We start from the raw sequence: 16,581 nt of genomic DNA, 5'->3' as shown, positions 1-16,581 counted from the left end.
GAAATGACGACCACGTTTAACACCATCGGCCTGATCGGTAAGCCCAACCATGAAGGTGCGGGACTGACCTTACAACGACTTTACACATTTTTGCAAGCATTAGGATACCAAGTCTTATTAGAAGACCGAGTCGCCGAGCAAATCGATAACCTCAACCCAGAGCATGCGGTTGAGTTAGTGGAGCTTGGTAAACGCTGCGATCTCGCCATTGTGGTCGGGGGTGATGGCAACATGCTAGGTGCCGCTAGAGTGCTGGCGCGTTTTGATGTTGCGGTGATTGGGGTCAACCGCGGCAACCTTGGCTTTTTGACCGATCTCAATCCAGAGGGATTTGAAGCCCAGTTAGAAGCCGTGCTAAGTGGCCAATACATTGAAGAATCAAGGTTTTTGTTAGAGGTTGCGGTATATCGTCATGACCAATTAAAAAGTGCAAATTTGGCAATGAATGAAGCGGTACTGCACGCCGATAAAGTCGCGCACATGATCGAATTTGAGGCATTTATTAACGATGATTTTGTTTTCTCACAACGTTCTGATGGTTTAATTGTCTCAACCCCGACAGGCTCCACTGCCTATTCATTATCTGGTGGTGGTCCTATTTTAACTCCGGAGTTAAATGCCATTTCACTGGTGCCCATGTTCCCCCACACATTATCAAGTCGTCCTTTGGTGGTGGATGCCGATAAAACCGTACGCTTGCATTTAAGTATCGAGAACACCGATGGTTTACAGGTTAGTTGTGATAGCCATGTGGTATTGGCTTTATTGCCAGGCGACGAAGTCATCATAAAAAAAGCTGAAAAGCAACTCAGACTGATTCACCCTAAGTGTTATTCTTACTATAATGTGCTGAGACAAAAACTGAATTGGGGCAGCCGACTCTACTAACCCAGTAAAACCGTGCACCTGTTCCGTTACAATTTCTATTTAGGTAAATAAAAATAAAATGGCTTATGTAGTTTTTTTCACCCTGGCTTTGCTGATCACCATACTGTCTGTGTACTTGGTGATTGAAAACAATCGCCGCAAAGCGCGAGAAGCAGAAAAAAGAGCTTTTAATGAACGAGTAAAAGAAATTACCAACCACTTTAAATCGAAAGTGTCTGAGTACGTAGCGGCAAAAATTTTGCGCCCTAAGTATGCTCCTCAAGTCAATGCGATCGTCAGTAATTTTTTTGTTGTGCAGGCCCATAACGAGGATAACCTCGAACAGCTTGAGCGAGTGTCAGATCAGTTCACTCATTGCGTAACAACTGAGCTAATTAAGTGCCAACAAAACGGCAATATCGATTTATTAGAGGAGCAGTTACAGTATTTTGTTGCTGAATTACCCTCCGCGGGGATAGCCTATAATCGCGACTTTTATCGTGAAATTCTGCCGGCGTTAATTGCCCGGATCCAAACACCGGATACCCCAGCACTCGACTGCGCCGACAACGAAGAAGAGCAACTGACTCCCCCCAACGAGGACAATACCGAAGATAAAAAACCACCGACTCAAAACCAACGGGTCACTCCTGCAGCCAGTTAAGCACTCAGTTAAGCGCATCATTCGACCTTTTTGCTCGCCACAAAGGTTGCCAAACAGCAAAATACTGTATAGATTAACAGTAATTCTCTGTTAGGGGTTTTTGTATGCTATTAGCTTTAAATATTCAAAACTTTGCTATTGTTAGCGCACTTAATATTGACTGGCACGGCGGTATGACCGCGATAACGGGTGAAACGGGCGCGGGCAAATCGATTGCCATTGACGCTTTGTCTTTGTGTCTTGGTGAGCGTGCCGATCCTGCCGCTATCAGGCCTGGCAGTGATAAAGCCGATATTTCTGCCCACTTTGATGTCTCAGCACTGCCCAATGCAAAGGAGTTTTTAGCTCAGCATATGCTCGATACTGACGATGACGAATGTATTTTGCGTCGTGTGATCAGTAAAAGTGGCCGCAGTAAAAGCTATATCAACGGCTCTCCTGTCACGGTGAGCCAGCAAAAGGAACTCGGTCAGCACCTTATTGCTATTCATGGGCAACATGCACACCAACTGTTACTGAAGCCGGATTATCAGTTACACCTTTTAGACGCCTACGCCAACCACACTAACTTACAACAAGCGGTAAAAGGTCAATATAACCATTACCAAAAGCTGCAAAAAGAATACGCGACATTACAAAAAGCGCAGCAAGCGCAAGCGGCAAAAAAACAGCTGTTAGAATACCAAGTTGCAGAGTTAGATGAATTTGCACTGGCAGCCAATGAATATGAAGAGATTGAATCTGAGCATGCCAAGTTAAGCCACAGTCAAACCATCTTAGAGCAATGTCATGCTGAGCAACAACGCTTGTATGAGAGCGATGAGCAAACCGTACTGTCGCAGTTGCGCCAAAGTGCGCATACTTTTTCAGAACTCACCAGTTACGACAAAGAGCTGGAAAATATCGCCCAAATGCTTGAAGAAGCCGCCGTCCAAGTTGAGGAAGCCAGCAGAGAAATACGCAGTTACAGCGACGCCACAGAGCAAGACCCTATGCGCTTGCAAGAGCTTGAAGAGCGTCTCTCAAAAACTCTAGAACTTGCCCGCAAACACCAAGTTCAGCCTGAGCTCCTCTATCAACATCATCAAGAATTACATCAAGAGCTAAGCACCATTAGCTCCGACTCAGAACGCTTAGATGCCTTAGAGGAAGAAATTGCCGAGGCCATTCATGCATATAACCAAGCGGCTATGTCGTTAAGTCAAAGTCGTCATCAGGCCAGTGAATCGCTAAATCAACAAATATCAGCCAGCATGAAAGAGTTGGCTATGGGTGATGGCTTATTTGAAATACAGCTGACCCCACAGCAAAATGCCAAACCCAACCCATTAGGTTGTGATGATATTGCCTTTTTCGTCTCAACCAACCCAGGCCAGCCGCTACAACCCATGGGCAAAGTGGCATCGGGCGGCGAATTGTCGCGGATAAGTTTAGCCATTCAAGTGATTATCGCCACCCGCGTTACCACACCAACTCTGATTTTTGATGAAGTCGACGTTGGGATCTCCGGCCCAACCGCTGCCACCGTGGGTAAGCTACTACGACAACTCGGCACATCAACGCAAGTAATTTGTGTGACCCATTTACCGCAAGTAGCCTGCAGTGGTCACAATCAATTTTATGTTGCCAAGCAAGTGCAAAATGGTGAAACCTTTACCGCCATGACCGCCATGGACGAACAACAACGCATTGATGAAATCGCCCGCTTAATTGGTGGTGATACCATCAGTAATACCACTCGAGCCAGTGCCAAAGAGCTGCTGCAAGTACAAAGCGCATAACCTAGTAGCCAATAAAAAGCCCGAACCACGCTAAATGGTTCGGGCTTTTTATTGTTTTTGCAGCCTATCAGGGTAATGCCTTTGCAGGCATAACCCCAAAATTTCAACGGACTGGTATTATACCTCGAGAAAGTCGAGTATCCCTTCTGCGGCATTACGGCCTTCAAAAATAGCCGTGACCACCAGATCGGATCCTCTTACCGCATCGCCACCAGCAAAAATTTTCGGGTTACTGGTTTGATGCGTAAAGGCGCCTTTCTCTGGCGCTTCAATGCCACCCCAGTGATTAATGGCAACATCGTAGTTGGCCAACCAATCGAGGTTATGCGGCTTAAAGCCAAATGCCATTATCACCGCATCGGCTTCTAAGGTATGCTCAGAGCCGGGAACCACTTCGGCGCGACGGCGGCCATTTTCATCCGGCTCACCGAGCTGGGTATTCACCATAGTAATACCACAGACCTTGCCTTGGCTGTTAACTTCAATGGCAACTGGTTGCAGGTTAAATTTAAACTCAACCCCTTCCTCTTTGGCGTTTTTAACCTCTCGTGCCGAGCCAGGCATGTTCTCTTCGTCACGACGATAAGCACACACTACGGAGCGGGCATTTTGTCGTACCGAGGTTCTGACACAGTCCATTGCCGTGTCACCACCACCGAGTACCACCACGCGCTTGCCAGCCATATCAATAAATGGTTGTTTACTCTCATCGTAGCCCATCACGCGATTAGTGTTGCCAATTAAAAATGGCAGTGCCTCATACACCCCATCCGCGTCTTCATTTTCAAGGTTGCCTTTCATACTTTGGTAAGTGCCTACCCCTAAAAATATCGCGTCATATTGTGCTATCAGCTCATCCATAGTGATGTCTTTGCCAACCTCGGTATTGAGTTGGAACTCAACCCCCATCTCAGAAAAGATTTCACGGCGATTTTCCATCACCGACTTTTCCAATTTAAAAGACGGAATGCCAAAGGTTAATAGACCACCAATTTCTGGGTTGCGATCAAACACCACCGGCTTCACCCCGTTACGCACTAAAATATCAGCACAACCAAGTCCTGCAGGCCCGGCACCAATAATGGCGACCTTTTTATCCGTCCAGGTAACGTAAGACAGATCCGGTTTCCAGCCTTGGGCAAAGGCTGTGTCGGTAATGTACTTTTCAATATTGCCAATGGTAACCGCACCAAACTCTTCGTTTAAGGTGCATGCTCCCTCACACAAACGGTCCTGAGGACACACCCGACCGCATACCTCCGGCAGGCTGTTGGTGCGATGAGAAAGCTCCGCGGCCTCAATAATACGGCCTGTGCGGATCAGCTTTAGCCACTGTGGAATGTAATTATGAACTGGGCACTTCCATTCACAATAAGGGTTGCCACAATCCAAACAGCGGTCAGATTGTGAGTTTACTTGTTGCTCTGAAAAAGGTTCATAGATTTCGACAAACGATTGTTTACGCGCAGAAATTGGCTTTTTGCGTGGATCTACACGTTGCACATCGATAAATTGATAAACGTTTTCGCTCATAATGGCTCTCCTACTGCGCTTGAATTCTTAGCTCTGCACTACTGCGTGCACGGTGACCCAGTAAGCTATTAACATCGCTTGACTTAGGTTTCACTAATTTGAACATGGGTAAATACAGTTCAAAGTTCGCTAGAATTTGCTCAGCGCGACCCGAGCTCGTTGCTTCTAAATGGTCAACAATCAATCCTCTTAGGTGTTCTTGGTGTGAAGCCAGAGGCTGTAATTCCACTACTTCAACCAGCTCTGGGTTAATGCGTTTTTCAAAATCGCCTTTCTCATCTAACACATAAGCAAAGCCGCCAGTCATTCCGGCGCCAAAGTTTACGCCAACCTGACCTAGCACACACACCACACCACCGGTCATATACTCACAACCATTATCACCAAGTCCTTCAACCACCCCTTGGCAGCCTGAGTTACGTACGGCAAAACGCTCCCCCGCTCGGCCTGCAGCAAACAACTTACCGCCGGTGGCACCGTATAAGCATGTATTACCAATGATAGCCGCTTGATGTGAAGCAAAACTCGATCCCACCGGTGGGCGGATCACCAGCTTGCCCCCGGCCATGCCTTTACCAACATAATCATTGGCATCGCCTACCAGTGTCATCTCAAGGCCTCCTGCATTCCATACCCCAAAGGACTGCCCTGCGGTACCGTGCAGCTCTAGCGCCACCGGATCGGCAGCCATCCCTTGGTTACCATGGATGCTGGCGATATACCCCGACAGCATTCCGCCAATGGACCTGTCGGTATTCGCAATACGACTCACCAGTGAAATACCGGTTTTTTCCTCAATGGCGGTTTTTGCTTTTGCCAATAAGCTCTCGTTCAGTGCCCCACTGTAATGTGAAGGGTTCTGATGGGTACAGTGCAGCGCTTCGTTAGAAGGATTGCGCGGTTGTGCTAGCAGCGGCGTTAAGTCTAGCTTCTTCTGCTTGGCGGTATTGCCCTCTATGACTTCTAACAAGTCGGTACGACCAATTAAATCGGTGAGCTTAGTTACCCCAACTGACGCCATTAACTCACGAGCTTCTTGAGCGATAAACTTAAAGTAATTCATCGCCATTTCTGGCAAGCCATGATAATGCTTCTGTCGCAGGGTATCGTCTTGAGTTGCGACACCGGTAGCACAGTTATTTAGGTGGCAAATTCTTAGGTATTTACAGCCTAGCGCCACCATGGGGCCAGTACCAAAGCCAAAGCTTTCAGCGCCAAGAATGGCCGCTTTAATGATATCTAAACCGGTTTTTAAGCCACCATCGGTTTGTAAACGAATGCGGTGACGCAGACCGTTTTCCACTAACGCTTGTTGCGTTTCTGCTAAGCCCAACTCCCATGGGCTGCCAGCATACTTGACCGACGTTAGCGGGCTTGCCCCAGTACCGCCGTCGTAGCCTGCGATGGTGATTAAATCAGCGTACGCTTTTGCTACCCCAGTGGCGATGGTACCCACCCCTGGTTCTGATACCAGTTTGACAGAGATCATCGCCTCAGGGTTAACCTGCTTCAAATCAAAAATGAGCTGAGCTAAATCTTCTATTGAATAAATGTCGTGATGTGGTGGTGGTGAAATTAACGTCACACCAGGCACAGAGTAGCGCAGCTTGGCAATATATGGAGTTACCTTTTCACCGGGTAACTGACCCCCTTCTCCAGGCTTGGCCCCTTGCGCCACTTTAATTTGAATTACATCAGCAGAACGCAAGTAATGCGGTGTTACACCAAAACGCCCCGATGCCACTTGCTTGATACGAGAGTTTTTCTCGGTGCCAAAGCGCAGTTTATCTTCGCCGCCTTCACCAGAGTTAGAGCAACCACCTAAACGGTTCATGGCAATAGCCAAGGCTTCGTGTGCTTCCGGTGATAACGCGCCAATACTCATGGCCGCGGAGTCAAACCGTTTGTACAGCTCTGTGGCCGGCTCGACCTCATCAATGCTAATCGCTGCTTGATTGGCTTTGAGTTTTAGCATGTCTCTTAAGTTAGTAACGGGTCGTTTATTAACCAGATCCGCGTATTTAATGTAATCTTGGTAGTTACCTGAGCGCACCGCGGTTTGCAGTGTTTGTACCACGTCGGGGTTGTACGCATGGTACTCACCACCATGGACATACTTTAATAAACCACCGTGAGACAGCAGCTTACGCTGACTAAACGCCAATTTGTTAAGCTGTTGCTGCTCAAGAGCAAAATCGTCAAAGCAGGCGCCTTTGATGCGATTCGCCACGCCTTTGAAGCACAGCTCAACCACTTCATCAGACAGGCCTACGGCTTCAAATAACATCGAGCAACGGTAAGAGGCAACCGTGCTGATCCCCATCTTCGACATTATCTTGTAAAGGCCCTTATTGATAGCACCGCGATAAGATAAGGTCACCTCACGATACGACTTGGCAATGATTTGCTTGTCGCACATAGCCACTAGGGTTTCATAAGCGAGGTAAGGATAGATAGCTGTAGCTCCAAAGCCCAACAATACAGCAAACTGATGAGGGTCTCTGGCGCTGCCGGTTTCAATGATAATATTGGCGTCGCAACGCAAATTCTCAGCAATTAAGCGGCGCTGCACAGCGCCCACGGCCATTGCGGCAGGGATCACCTGTTTCCCTGCGGCGATGTCTCGGTCACTGAGCACCACCATAACACAACCGCTACGCGCCTTGTCAGTCGCTTCTTGGCAAACTCGATTGATCGCCTGTTGTAATGACTCTTCAGGATCGTAAATTAACGAGATTTTGCAGGCGCAATAATGCTCGTCATCCGCTTGCAGCAGCTGTTGCATATCCGAGAACGTCAGTACCGGTGAAGCAAATTGCAAGCGTTTTGCGTGACCGGTGGTTTCGTTAAAAACATTTTGCTCGCGGCCAATACAAGTGGCCAACGACATCACATGGTTTTCTCGCAGTGGATCGATGGGCGGATTGGTCACCTGCGCAAACTTTTGTCTAAAGTAGTCGTAAATTGAACGGTGGCCCTCAGAAAGCACGGCAAATGGCGTATCATCACCCATTGAACCTGTGGCCTCTTGACCATTTTGCCCCATTACCCGGATAACTTGATCCAGCTCTTCGTTGGTATAGCCAAATTGCTTTTGATAGGTTAATAGTTGCTGATCGGTTAGGTCTCGCTTACCCGCGGCTTGTTCATCCAGCGCTTCAAATGGGGTGAGGCGTTTGACATTTTGTTCTAGCCAGGTTTTATACGGGTGACGCGATTTCAGGTCTTGATCGATTTCATCGGACTGCCAAATCTTGCCGTGTAGAGTATCGACAACCAATAATTCACCAGGACCCACCCTGCCTTTTTCAATGACTTCGTCAGGGGCATAATCCCAAATTCCCACCTCAGAGGCTAAAGTAATAAAACCATCTTGAGTCAGTACATAACGCGCCGGTCGTAAGCCGTTTCTATCGAGGTTACATGCCGCAAAGCGACCATCTGACATGACAATTCCGGCAGGACCATCCCAAGGCTCCATGTGCATCGAGTTAAAATCGTAAAACGCTCTTAAGTCTTCGTCCATGGCACGGTTTTTTTGCCATGCAGGGGGCACTAACATACGCATAGCACGGAATAAATCCATACCACCCGCTAGAAATAGTTCCAGCATATTATCCAGACTGGAGGAATCCGAACCGGTCTCATTGACAAAAGGCGCGGCGCTTTGTAAATCAGGCAGTAACGGCGATGCAAATTTATACGCTCGTGCTTGTGCCCATTGGCGGTTACCTTGAATGGTATTAATTTCACCATTATGAGCTAAGTATCGGAATGGTTGAGCCAATGGCCAGCGTGGTTGAGTGTTGGTTGAGAAACGCTGGTGAAACACACAGATTGCGCTAGTCATACGCATGTCTGCCAAGTCACTGTAAAAAGTGGGCAGGTCAGCAGGCATCATTAAGCCTTTATAGACGGTCACTAAACCTGAAAGGCTGCAAATGTAAAACTGTTCATCTTGCTCTAAGCGCTTTTCAATTCGGCGTCTGGCAATGTACAAGCGGCGCTCTAAGTCTTTTGGCCGCCAACCTTCAGGGGCGCCGACAAACACTTGCTTAAATTGCGGTAACTGTGCCTTAGCAATTGGCCCTAACATGGATGGATCGGTGGGCACTTCACGCCAGCCAATCGTGGTTAAGGTTTCTTTTTCTAATTCTTGTTCAATAACCTGGCATGCTTGTGCTGCTAATTCGTCGTCTTGATTAAGGAAAATCATACCTACGGCATAATTTTTTCCTATGTGCCAATTGTTTTCCGCCGCGATAGCTCGAAAAAAGCTGTCTGGCTTTTGTAATAATAGTCCGCAGCCATCACCTGTTTTACCATCGGCAGATATGCCACCGCGGTGCTCCATACGGTCTAGGCCAGTAATGGCTGTACGGATCAATTTGTGACTGGGCTGGCCACTAACGTGCGCGATTAAGCCAAATCCACAATTATCTTTTTCTAGTTTTGAGTCGTATAACATGACCCCTCCCCCTTGCTACAACAACCAACAGCCTATTGCGATATGGCGAGCTGCTGGCAGATATCCAAAATTAGCCTTGATTGCAACTCGAGTCAACACAAAAATGAATACATATTCATTATCTTGAATATTTCTCATTGGTAAGACAAGTTAGCCAATTAGCCTATATTTTATCATTTTGAAAATATATACCATAGATTTGCAAAATGACACCGGTATCAATCAAGGAAGTTTAACGATAAAAAACTAAAAAAGAGACGTTAACGTAAACGTAAACCAAGAACCTAATGAATAAATATTCACTAACTCCGTTTTTCATTCACCTTGAAAAACGTACGATTCAAGACCGCAGATGATTATCTATGCAATAAAGCTCATAGCTAAGGTTTACGTGCACGTAAAGTATAAGTAAATAAAGTGACTGTTTTATGTTTCAGCCGCGACCAGTTGTTGCTTATCACAATGACAGGAATTAACGCTGGCAACAGACAAAGTAATGATTAATCGGGATCTTAAGTTTCGCGTCAGTAAGCTCTGCTCGGTAATGAGGCATGCTGTGGCCAGGGAGCTTCGCGGCACCACTGAGAGTGTTTGCAGAAAAGCTGTAACAGCTGTTGGCTTGAGTGGCTAAGATATTTTTAATACTAAGTGGGTATACACTTACTGCTGACATTGGGTGAATGTTAATGAATGTATAAAGGTAGGAAAAAGGCAGAGTCGCCTCTGCCTAATAGCAATTCGCTTAATTAAAGTGTCAATTTTGCCAATTGCTACAAATGCGATTACTGTGCAGCTTCTTCTTCGTCTTTTTTGTACTTCGCAGCAGTTTCTGCGATTAAAGGTTGAAGCTCACCTTTTTGGAACATCTCAATGATGATGTCACAACCACCAATGAGTTCACCTTCTACCCACAGTTGTGGGAACGTTGGCCAGTTAGCGTAGTGTGGAAGTTCAGCACGGATGTCTGGGTTAAGCAGCACATCTACATAGGCAAATTGTTCGCCACATGCCATTAGCGCTTGTGATGCTTGTGAAGAAAAACCACAATTAGGAAGCTTAGGTGACCCTTTCATGTAGAGTAAAATTGGGTTTTCTTCGATCTGTTGTTTAATCTTGTCAATAGTTTCCATTAGTTACCTCAAAATGACGATAGCCCGTTACTCATTTCATAAGCACGATTTGCTGCAGTATACCTTACAGTTAAGCGCGGATTAAACCGTAAACTCGCTGCCACAAGATACAACGCCCTAAAAGTAATCAGCCAGGCGTTATCACTGCAGATAATCGACCTATATTCACATAGAATGTGTATTATGAGTCATTAAGTTATGAGCACACATTGCTGTTTGCTAAAACTTGAGTAAAATAGTCAGGAATTATAGTATCACTATATAGGTCGATCGTATAGAAAAGTGGGCCGAACTCGGCTACCTTTCGTATCACGATTGGCAAATTAACCAAAAAAATGGAGATTAATATGGCATTTGAACTACCGTCACTACCTTATGCAATAAACGCTCTTGAGCCGCACATCTCTCAAGAAACGTTAGAATACCATCACGGCAAACATCACAATACGTATGTGACTAAGCTAAATGGTCTTGTTGAAGGTACTGACTTAGAAGGAAAATCACTAGAAGAGATCGTATGTAACTCTGAAGGTGGTGTTTTCAATAATGCTGCACAGATCTGGAACCACACTTTCTACTGGCACAGCCTAGCACCAAATGCTGGTGGCGAGCCTACAGGTAAAGTTGCTGAGCTTATTAACGCAAAATGGGGCTCTTTTGCAGCGTTCCAAGAAGCGTTCAATGACAAAGCAGTAAACAACTTTGGTTCAAGCTGGACTTGGTTAGTACAGCTTGCTGACGGTTCTCTAGATATTGTTAACACTTCAAATGCGGCAACTCCACTAACAGAAGATGGTGTGACACCAATCCTAACTGTGGATCTTTGGGAACACGCATATTACATCGATTACCGTAATGTTCGTCCTGATTACCTAAAAGGTTTCTGGGCGCTTGTTAACTGGGACTTTGCTAACAGCAACCTAGCGTAACATCGACTATCATAATTGATGCAATAATGGGGGCGCTAAGGCGCCCTTTTTCGTGCCTGTAACTTAACATTAATACATAAAAAATCTGGTTTTTTTTGGGTATTATTTCATATCACGACTAAGCTTTAAGTATCTTTCCTAATCAGTGATCCGCAATCCACGCAAAGTAGCTTATTGGAGGTCGTTATGACAATTTTTGAACATTATCAGGCCAGATATGAAGCCGCGCAAGAAGAAGAGTACACCATCGCGGAATTTCTCGAGATCTGTAAAAATGATAAATCTGCCTATGCCAGCGCCCCAGAGCGACTCTTAATGGCCATTGGCGAACCCGAAATGATAGACACGTCAAAAGACGCTCGGCTCAGCCGCTTGTTCTCTAATCGCGTGGTTGCTCGCTATCCGGCTTTCAATGAGTTTTACGGTATGGAAGATGCGATTGAACAAATTGTCTCTTACCTAAAGCATGCTGCTCAAGGCTTAGAAGAATGTAAACAAGTGCTTTATTTGCTAGGTCCTGTGGGTGGTGGTAAGTCTTCTATTGCTGAAAAGCTCAAGTACTTAATGCAAAAGGTACCTATCTATACCTTAAAAGGCTCACCGGTAAACGACCACCCATTATGCCTATTTAGCCCCCATGAAGATGCTGAATTACTGGAAAAAGAATACGGTATTCCCACACGTTACATAAAAACCATTATGTCACCTTGGGCCACCAAACGTCTCCATGAATACAACGGTGACATCACTAAGTTTAAGGTGGTCAAACGCTACCCGTCTATTTTAGATCAAGTTGCGATTGCTAAAACCGAGCCTGGCGATGAAAACAACCAAGATATTTCTGCCTTGGTTGGTAAAGTGGACATTCGTAAATTAGAGCATTTTGCACAAAACGACCCCGATGCTTATGCCTACTCTGGCGCCTTGTGTTTAGCCAACCAAGGGCTGATGGAGTTTGTTGAGATGTTTAAAGCCCCGATTAAGGTGCTGCACCCGCTCTTAACTGCCACCCAAGAAGGCAACTATAACGGCACTGAGGGCATTTCAGCATTGCCATTTAGTGGCCTTATTCTGGCTCACTCTAACGAGTCTGAATGGCAAACCTTTAAAAACAATAAAAACAACGAGGCATTTTTAGACCGTGTTTATATTGTCAAAGTGCCTTACTGCTTGCGCGTTTCCGAAGAAGTTAAGATTTACGAAAAGCTCATTGAAAACAGTGAACTAAGAGAGGCACCCTGTGCCCCTGGGACATTAGAAACCCTGGCCAAGTTCTCTACCTTATCGCGCATCAAGGAGCCGGAAAACTCCAGTATTTACTCGAAGATGCGAGTATACGATGGCGAAAGCCTGAAAGACACGGATCCCAAAGCGAAGTCTTATCAGGAGTATCGTGACTATGCCGGTGTAGATGAAGGCATGAACGGACTTTCCACACGCTTTGCCTTTAAGATTTTGTCTCGAGTGTTTAACTTTGATCACAGTGAAGTGGCCGCTAACCCAGTACACTTATTCTATGTCTTAGAGCAACAAATTGAACGTGAACAATTTAGTGCTGAAGTTCAAGAGCGCTACCTAAGCCACTTAAAAGGCTATCTCATTCCGCAGTACGTGGAGTTTATTGGCAAAGAGCTGCAAACAGCCTACCTAGAGTCGTATTCTGAGTATGGTCAGAATATTTTTGACCGCTATGTCACCTATGCAGACTTCTGGATCCAAGACCAAGAATATCGTGACCCAGACACCGGTCAGTTGTTTGATCGAGCAGCACTCAATGCCGAGTTAGAGAAAATTGAAAAACCGGCTGGGATTTCAAACCCGAAAGATTTTCGCAATGAAATCGTCAACTTTGTCCTACGTGCAAGAGCTCACCATAATGGCGAGAACCCTGTCTGGACCAGCTATGAGAAGTTAAGAACGGTGATTGAGAAAAAAATGTTCTCCAATACCGAAGATTTACTCCCTGTTATTTCGTTTAATGCCAAAACCTCAGCTGAAGATCAGAAAAAGCATGAGGACTTCGTCAACCGTATGGTTGATAAAGGCTACACGCAAAAACAAGTTCGCTTACTATCCGAATGGTATTTACGGGTTAGGAAGTCACAGTAACTTGTTAGTATGAAGAGGGGTTTATATGGCGCATTTTATCGATCGCCGCTTAAACGGCAAAAATAAGAGCACTCTGAACCGCCAACGCTTTATCCGTCGCTACAAAAAGCAGATAAAAAAGGCGGTGTCAGAGGCCATTAACAAACGCAGCGTGACCGATGTTTCTAGCGGAGAAAGTATTTCCATTCCGCAAAAAGACATCAGTGAACCCACCTTTCATCAAGGTAAAGGGGGCGACAGAGAAATGGTTCATCCAGGTAATGATCAGTTCTCTACTGGCGACAAAATTCAGCGTCCCCCCTCAGGCCAAGGCGGCGGTGCCGGCGAAGGAGAAGCAAGCGACCAAGGTGAAGGACAAGACGACTTTGTGTTTTCTATTTCTAAAGATGAGTATTTAGACTTATTGTTTGAAGACTTAGAATTACCCAATCTACAGCAAAGCCAGCTTGATAAACTGATGCAAATGAAAACTCATCGAGCCGGATTTTGTAATGATGGTATGCCCAGTAACCTAGATATTGTGCGCAGCCTCAAAGGCTCAATGGCAAGACGAATTGCCATGACCTCAACTAAGCGAAAAGAGCTTAGAGAGCTCGAGGAAGAGCTTGAGCAGATGTTGGCCGAGCCTGTGCCACCACAACAAAAAATTAGCGATATCGAACAACGTATTCAAGTCCTCAAAGAACAGATTGCAGCCGTGCCGTTTATTGATGACTATGATTTGCGTTTTCGCAATTACGAGCGTCGCCCTCACCCCACCAGCAAAGCGGTTATGTTTTGTCTGATGGATGTTTCAGGGTCAATGGATCAGGCAACCAAAGACATGGCAAAACGTTTTTACATTTTGCTCTATCAATTTTTAACGCGCACCTACAAAGACATTGAAGTCGTCTATATTCGCCATCACACTCAAGCAAAAGAGGTCGATGAGCAAGAGTTTTTCTACTCTCAAGAAACCGGGGGCACCATCGTATCCAGCGCCCTCAAGTTAATGGATGAGATAATTCAAGAGCGCTACGCCCAAGGCGACTGGAACATCTATGCAGCACAGGCTTCTGATGGTGATAACTGGGCTGATGATTCGCCGCAATGTACACAAATCCTCAGCAACAAACTGCTCAATATTGTGCGTTATTATGCCTATATTGAAATCACTACCCGAGCGCATCAAAGCCTATGGCGTGAATATCAAGGGCTTGCTGATACATTTGATAATTTTGCTATGCAGCACATTCGCAGTGTTGAAGATATTTATCCTATCTTCAGAGAGCTGTTTAAGAAAAACAAAGACAAACAAAGTGCCGCGTAAAGAGTTTCGGAGGTTGTGCCATGACATACCAGCCGCTAGATGATGGTCCTGACTGGACCTTTGACTTGCTTGATGAATATCATCAAGAAATTGCTCGAGTTGCCCAGCACTATAAGCTGGACACATACCCTAACCAAATTGAAGTGATCACCGCAGAACAAATGATGGATGCCTATTCCAGTGTGGGTATGCCAATTGGTTACGCTCATTGGTCTTATGGTAAAAAGTTTATTCAAACAGAGCAAACTTATAAGCGTGGGCAAATGGGCCTGGCTTATGAAATTGTCATCAATTCTGACCCTTGTATTGCCTATTTGATGGAAGAAAACACCATGCCAATGCAAGCCTTGGTCATGGCCCACGCCAGTTATGGTCATAACTCGTTTTTTAAAGGTAATTACCTGTTTAAGACTTGGACCGACGCTTCCTCCATCATTGATTATTTACTGTTCGCAAAAAATTACGTTGCCGAGTGTGAAGAAAAATATGGCATTGACGAAGTCGAAAACTTAATCGATTCTTGCCACGCCCTGATGAACTATGGTGTTGACCGCTATAAACGGCCGCAGCGGATCTCTATGTTTGAAGAACAAAAGCGGCAAAAGGAGCGGGAAGATTATTTACAATCTCAAGTCAATGAGTTGTGGCGCACAATTCCAAAAGGCGAGGACGAAGCAATCGATAAGCGCCAGCGTTTTCCTTCTGAACCACAAGAAAATATTCTCTATTTTATTGAAAAGAATGCGCCACTGCTGGAGTCTTGGCAGCGTGAGATAATTCGTATTGTACGTAAAGTATCACAATATTTTTACCCGCAACGACAAACTCAGGTAATGAATGAAGGCTGGGCCACGTTTTGGCACTACACCATCTTAAATCACCTCTATGATGAGGGAAAATTAAGTGACGCCTTTATGTTGGAGTTTCTGCAAAGCCACACCAATGTGGTGTATCAACCTCCTTACAACAGTAAGTTTTACTCGGGCATAAACCCCTATGCTTTAGGCTTTAACATGATGGTGGATATTCGCCGCATTTGTGAAAGCCCAACGGCTGAAGACAAACAATGGTTCCCTGAATTTGCCGGCGCTGACTGGCTAGAAACCTTGCACTTTGCCATGCAAAATTTCAAAGACGAAAGCTTTATCAGTCAGTTTTTGTCGCCAAAGCTGATGCGTGATTTTAAGCTGTTTACCATTGTAGATAAGCAAAAATCGCCGCACTTAGAGGTGGGCCCCATCCATGATGAAATGGGCTACCAACAGCTTCGCAGTGCGCTCTCAGCACAATACAACTTAAGTAACCATGAGCCTAACATTCAGGTTTATGATGTTGATGTTCGCGGCGACCGCTCTTTAACCTTGCGCTATGTGCCACAAGGGGGCATCCCTCTTGCTGATTCAAAGCAAGAGGTAATTAAACACCTTTACCGCTTATGGGGGTTTAAAGTAAGGCTGGAGCAAGTAAGTGAAGAAGGTATGGTTGAGGAAATTGCCCACTGCCCTTTGGAAGATACGGAATAGCACCATTGGCAAAGCAGTGGTATTACTTTTTAACCTGTATCTAGCTTGTTGAGGTGTCCGTCATCTCCTACTCGTCTTGGTTAGTAACTACTTTAAGCTGGCTGTAGCGGTGAACCATACCGCTAAAGCGTCATATCACTGCTTTCATTTATTGGTACAGCTTTATCGCACTGTTTTCCGTTATTGTGCCTGCATAAAAATGAACTGGCAGTTTTATACCAATCCGCATAAAGATTAAATCAATTTTATCCACTCCCGATTACACATC

Annotated in this window: 11 protein-coding genes; 7 read left to right on the top strand and 4 right to left on the bottom strand. The window is 45.5% G+C overall.

Features of this window, described 5'->3' with window-relative positions; genetic code table 11:
* The first annotated feature begins 3 nt into the window (after positions 1-3).
* The 3 genes from nadK (at position 4) to recN (ending at position 3,312) form a co-directional block, all read left to right on the top strand.
* On the top strand, positions 4-888 hold the full coding sequence (gene nadK / locus ACNKW2_RS16090; RefSeq protein WP_419149473.1) for an NAD(+) kinase: 885 nt from the start codon (positions 4-6) through the stop codon (positions 886-888).
* Positions 889-946: 58 nt separating this feature from the next.
* On the top strand, positions 947-1,531 hold the full coding sequence (locus ACNKW2_RS16085; protein WP_419149472.1) for a hypothetical protein: 585 nt from the start codon (positions 947-949) through the stop codon (positions 1,529-1,531).
* A gap of 104 nt (positions 1,532-1,635) precedes the next feature.
* The gene (gene recN / locus ACNKW2_RS16080) at positions 1,636-3,312 is read left to right on the top strand and encodes a DNA repair protein RecN (RefSeq protein ID WP_419149471.1); all 1,677 of its coding nucleotides are present in this window, start codon (positions 1,636-1,638) and stop codon (positions 3,310-3,312) included.
* 117 nt (positions 3,313-3,429) lie between these two features.
* On the opposite strand, the gene ACNKW2_RS16075 is transcribed toward recN, so the two are convergent.
* The 4 genes from ACNKW2_RS16075 to ACNKW2_RS16060 all read right to left on the bottom strand — a co-directional run bounded on the left by ACNKW2_RS16075 (position 3,430) and on the right by ACNKW2_RS16060 (position 10,443).
* Positions 3,430-4,845, bottom strand: coding sequence for an FAD-dependent oxidoreductase (locus ACNKW2_RS16075; protein WP_419149470.1), 1,416 nt, complete (start codon positions 4,843-4,845; stop codon positions 3,430-3,432).
* Positions 4,846-4,855: 10 nt separating this feature from the next.
* Positions 4,856-9,313 carry a glutamate synthase large subunit gene (gene gltB / locus ACNKW2_RS16070; RefSeq protein ID WP_419149469.1) on the bottom strand — a complete coding sequence of 1,486 codons (4,458 nt, stop codon included), beginning with the start codon at positions 9,311-9,313 and terminating at the stop codon, positions 4,856-4,858.
* A gap of 472 nt (positions 9,314-9,785) precedes the next feature.
* Positions 9,786-9,986: a hypothetical protein gene (locus ACNKW2_RS16065; protein ID WP_419149468.1), complete on the bottom strand. Its 201-nt coding sequence runs from the start codon at positions 9,984-9,986 to the stop codon at positions 9,786-9,788.
* 109 nt (positions 9,987-10,095) lie between these two features.
* Entirely contained in the window at positions 10,096-10,443 is a 348-nt protein-coding gene (locus ACNKW2_RS16060) for a Grx4 family monothiol glutaredoxin (RefSeq protein WP_336565850.1), read from the bottom strand.
* Positions 10,444-10,790: 347 nt separating this feature from the next.
* Between ACNKW2_RS16060 and ACNKW2_RS16055 the strand changes: the two genes are divergently transcribed.
* The 4 genes from ACNKW2_RS16055 to ACNKW2_RS16040 all read left to right on the top strand — a co-directional run bounded on the left by ACNKW2_RS16055 (position 10,791) and on the right by ACNKW2_RS16040 (position 16,313).
* On the top strand, positions 10,791-11,372 hold the full coding sequence (locus ACNKW2_RS16055; protein WP_419149467.1) for a Fe-Mn family superoxide dismutase: 582 nt from the start codon (positions 10,791-10,793) through the stop codon (positions 11,370-11,372).
* A gap of 186 nt (positions 11,373-11,558) precedes the next feature.
* Positions 11,559-13,481: a PrkA family serine protein kinase gene (locus tag ACNKW2_RS16050; RefSeq protein ID WP_419149466.1), complete on the top strand. Its 1,923-nt coding sequence runs from the start codon at positions 11,559-11,561 to the stop codon at positions 13,479-13,481.
* A gap of 25 nt (positions 13,482-13,506) precedes the next feature.
* The gene (locus ACNKW2_RS16045; protein WP_419149465.1) at positions 13,507-14,790 is read left to right on the top strand and encodes a YeaH/YhbH family protein; all 1,284 of its coding nucleotides are present in this window, start codon (positions 13,507-13,509) and stop codon (positions 14,788-14,790) included.
* A 20-nt stretch (positions 14,791-14,810) separates the two neighbouring features.
* On the top strand, positions 14,811-16,313 hold the full coding sequence (locus ACNKW2_RS16040; protein ID WP_419149464.1) for a SpoVR family protein: 1,503 nt from the start codon (positions 14,811-14,813) through the stop codon (positions 16,311-16,313).
* Positions 16,314-16,581 lie beyond the last annotated feature (268 nt).

Origin of the sequence: Pseudoalteromonas 'SMAR' (genome assembly GCF_048515945.1) — a bacterium.
Taxonomy (GTDB): domain Bacteria; phylum Pseudomonadota; class Gammaproteobacteria; order Enterobacterales; family Alteromonadaceae; genus Pseudoalteromonas.
Note: the sequence above shows the minus strand (reverse complement) of the source record. Positions and strands in the feature narration are given on the sequence as shown.

What these genes read in the sequence shown, in the direction of transcription:
- ACNKW2_RS16050 (WP_419149466.1), top strand. Translation starts at nt 11,559, where the DNA reads ATGACAATTTTTGAACATTATCAGGCCAGATATGAAGCCGCGCAAGAA.
- gltB (WP_419149469.1), bottom strand. Translation starts at nt 9,313, where the DNA reads ATGTTATACGACTCAAAACTAGAAAAAGATAATTGTGGATTTGGCTTA.
- ACNKW2_RS16085 (WP_419149472.1), top strand. Translation starts at nt 947, where the DNA reads ATGGCTTATGTAGTTTTTTTCACCCTGGCTTTGCTGATCACCATACTG.
- ACNKW2_RS16040 (WP_419149464.1), top strand. Translation starts at nt 14,811, where the DNA reads ATGACATACCAGCCGCTAGATGATGGTCCTGACTGGACCTTTGACTTG.
- ACNKW2_RS16075 (WP_419149470.1), bottom strand. Translation starts at nt 4,845, where the DNA reads ATGAGCGAAAACGTTTATCAATTTATCGATGTGCAACGTGTAGATCCA.
- ACNKW2_RS16060 (WP_336565850.1), bottom strand. Translation starts at nt 10,443, where the DNA reads ATGGAAACTATTGACAAGATTAAACAACAGATCGAAGAAAACCCAATT.
- ACNKW2_RS16065 (WP_419149468.1), bottom strand. Translation starts at nt 9,986, where the DNA reads ATGTCAGCAGTAAGTGTATACCCACTTAGTATTAAAAATATCTTAGCC.
- ACNKW2_RS16045 (WP_419149465.1), top strand. Translation starts at nt 13,507, where the DNA reads ATGGCGCATTTTATCGATCGCCGCTTAAACGGCAAAAATAAGAGCACT.
- recN (WP_419149471.1), top strand. Translation starts at nt 1,636, where the DNA reads ATGCTATTAGCTTTAAATATTCAAAACTTTGCTATTGTTAGCGCACTT.
- ACNKW2_RS16055 (WP_419149467.1), top strand. Translation starts at nt 10,791, where the DNA reads ATGGCATTTGAACTACCGTCACTACCTTATGCAATAAACGCTCTTGAG.
- nadK (WP_419149473.1), top strand. Translation starts at nt 4, where the DNA reads ATGACGACCACGTTTAACACCATCGGCCTGATCGGTAAGCCCAACCAT.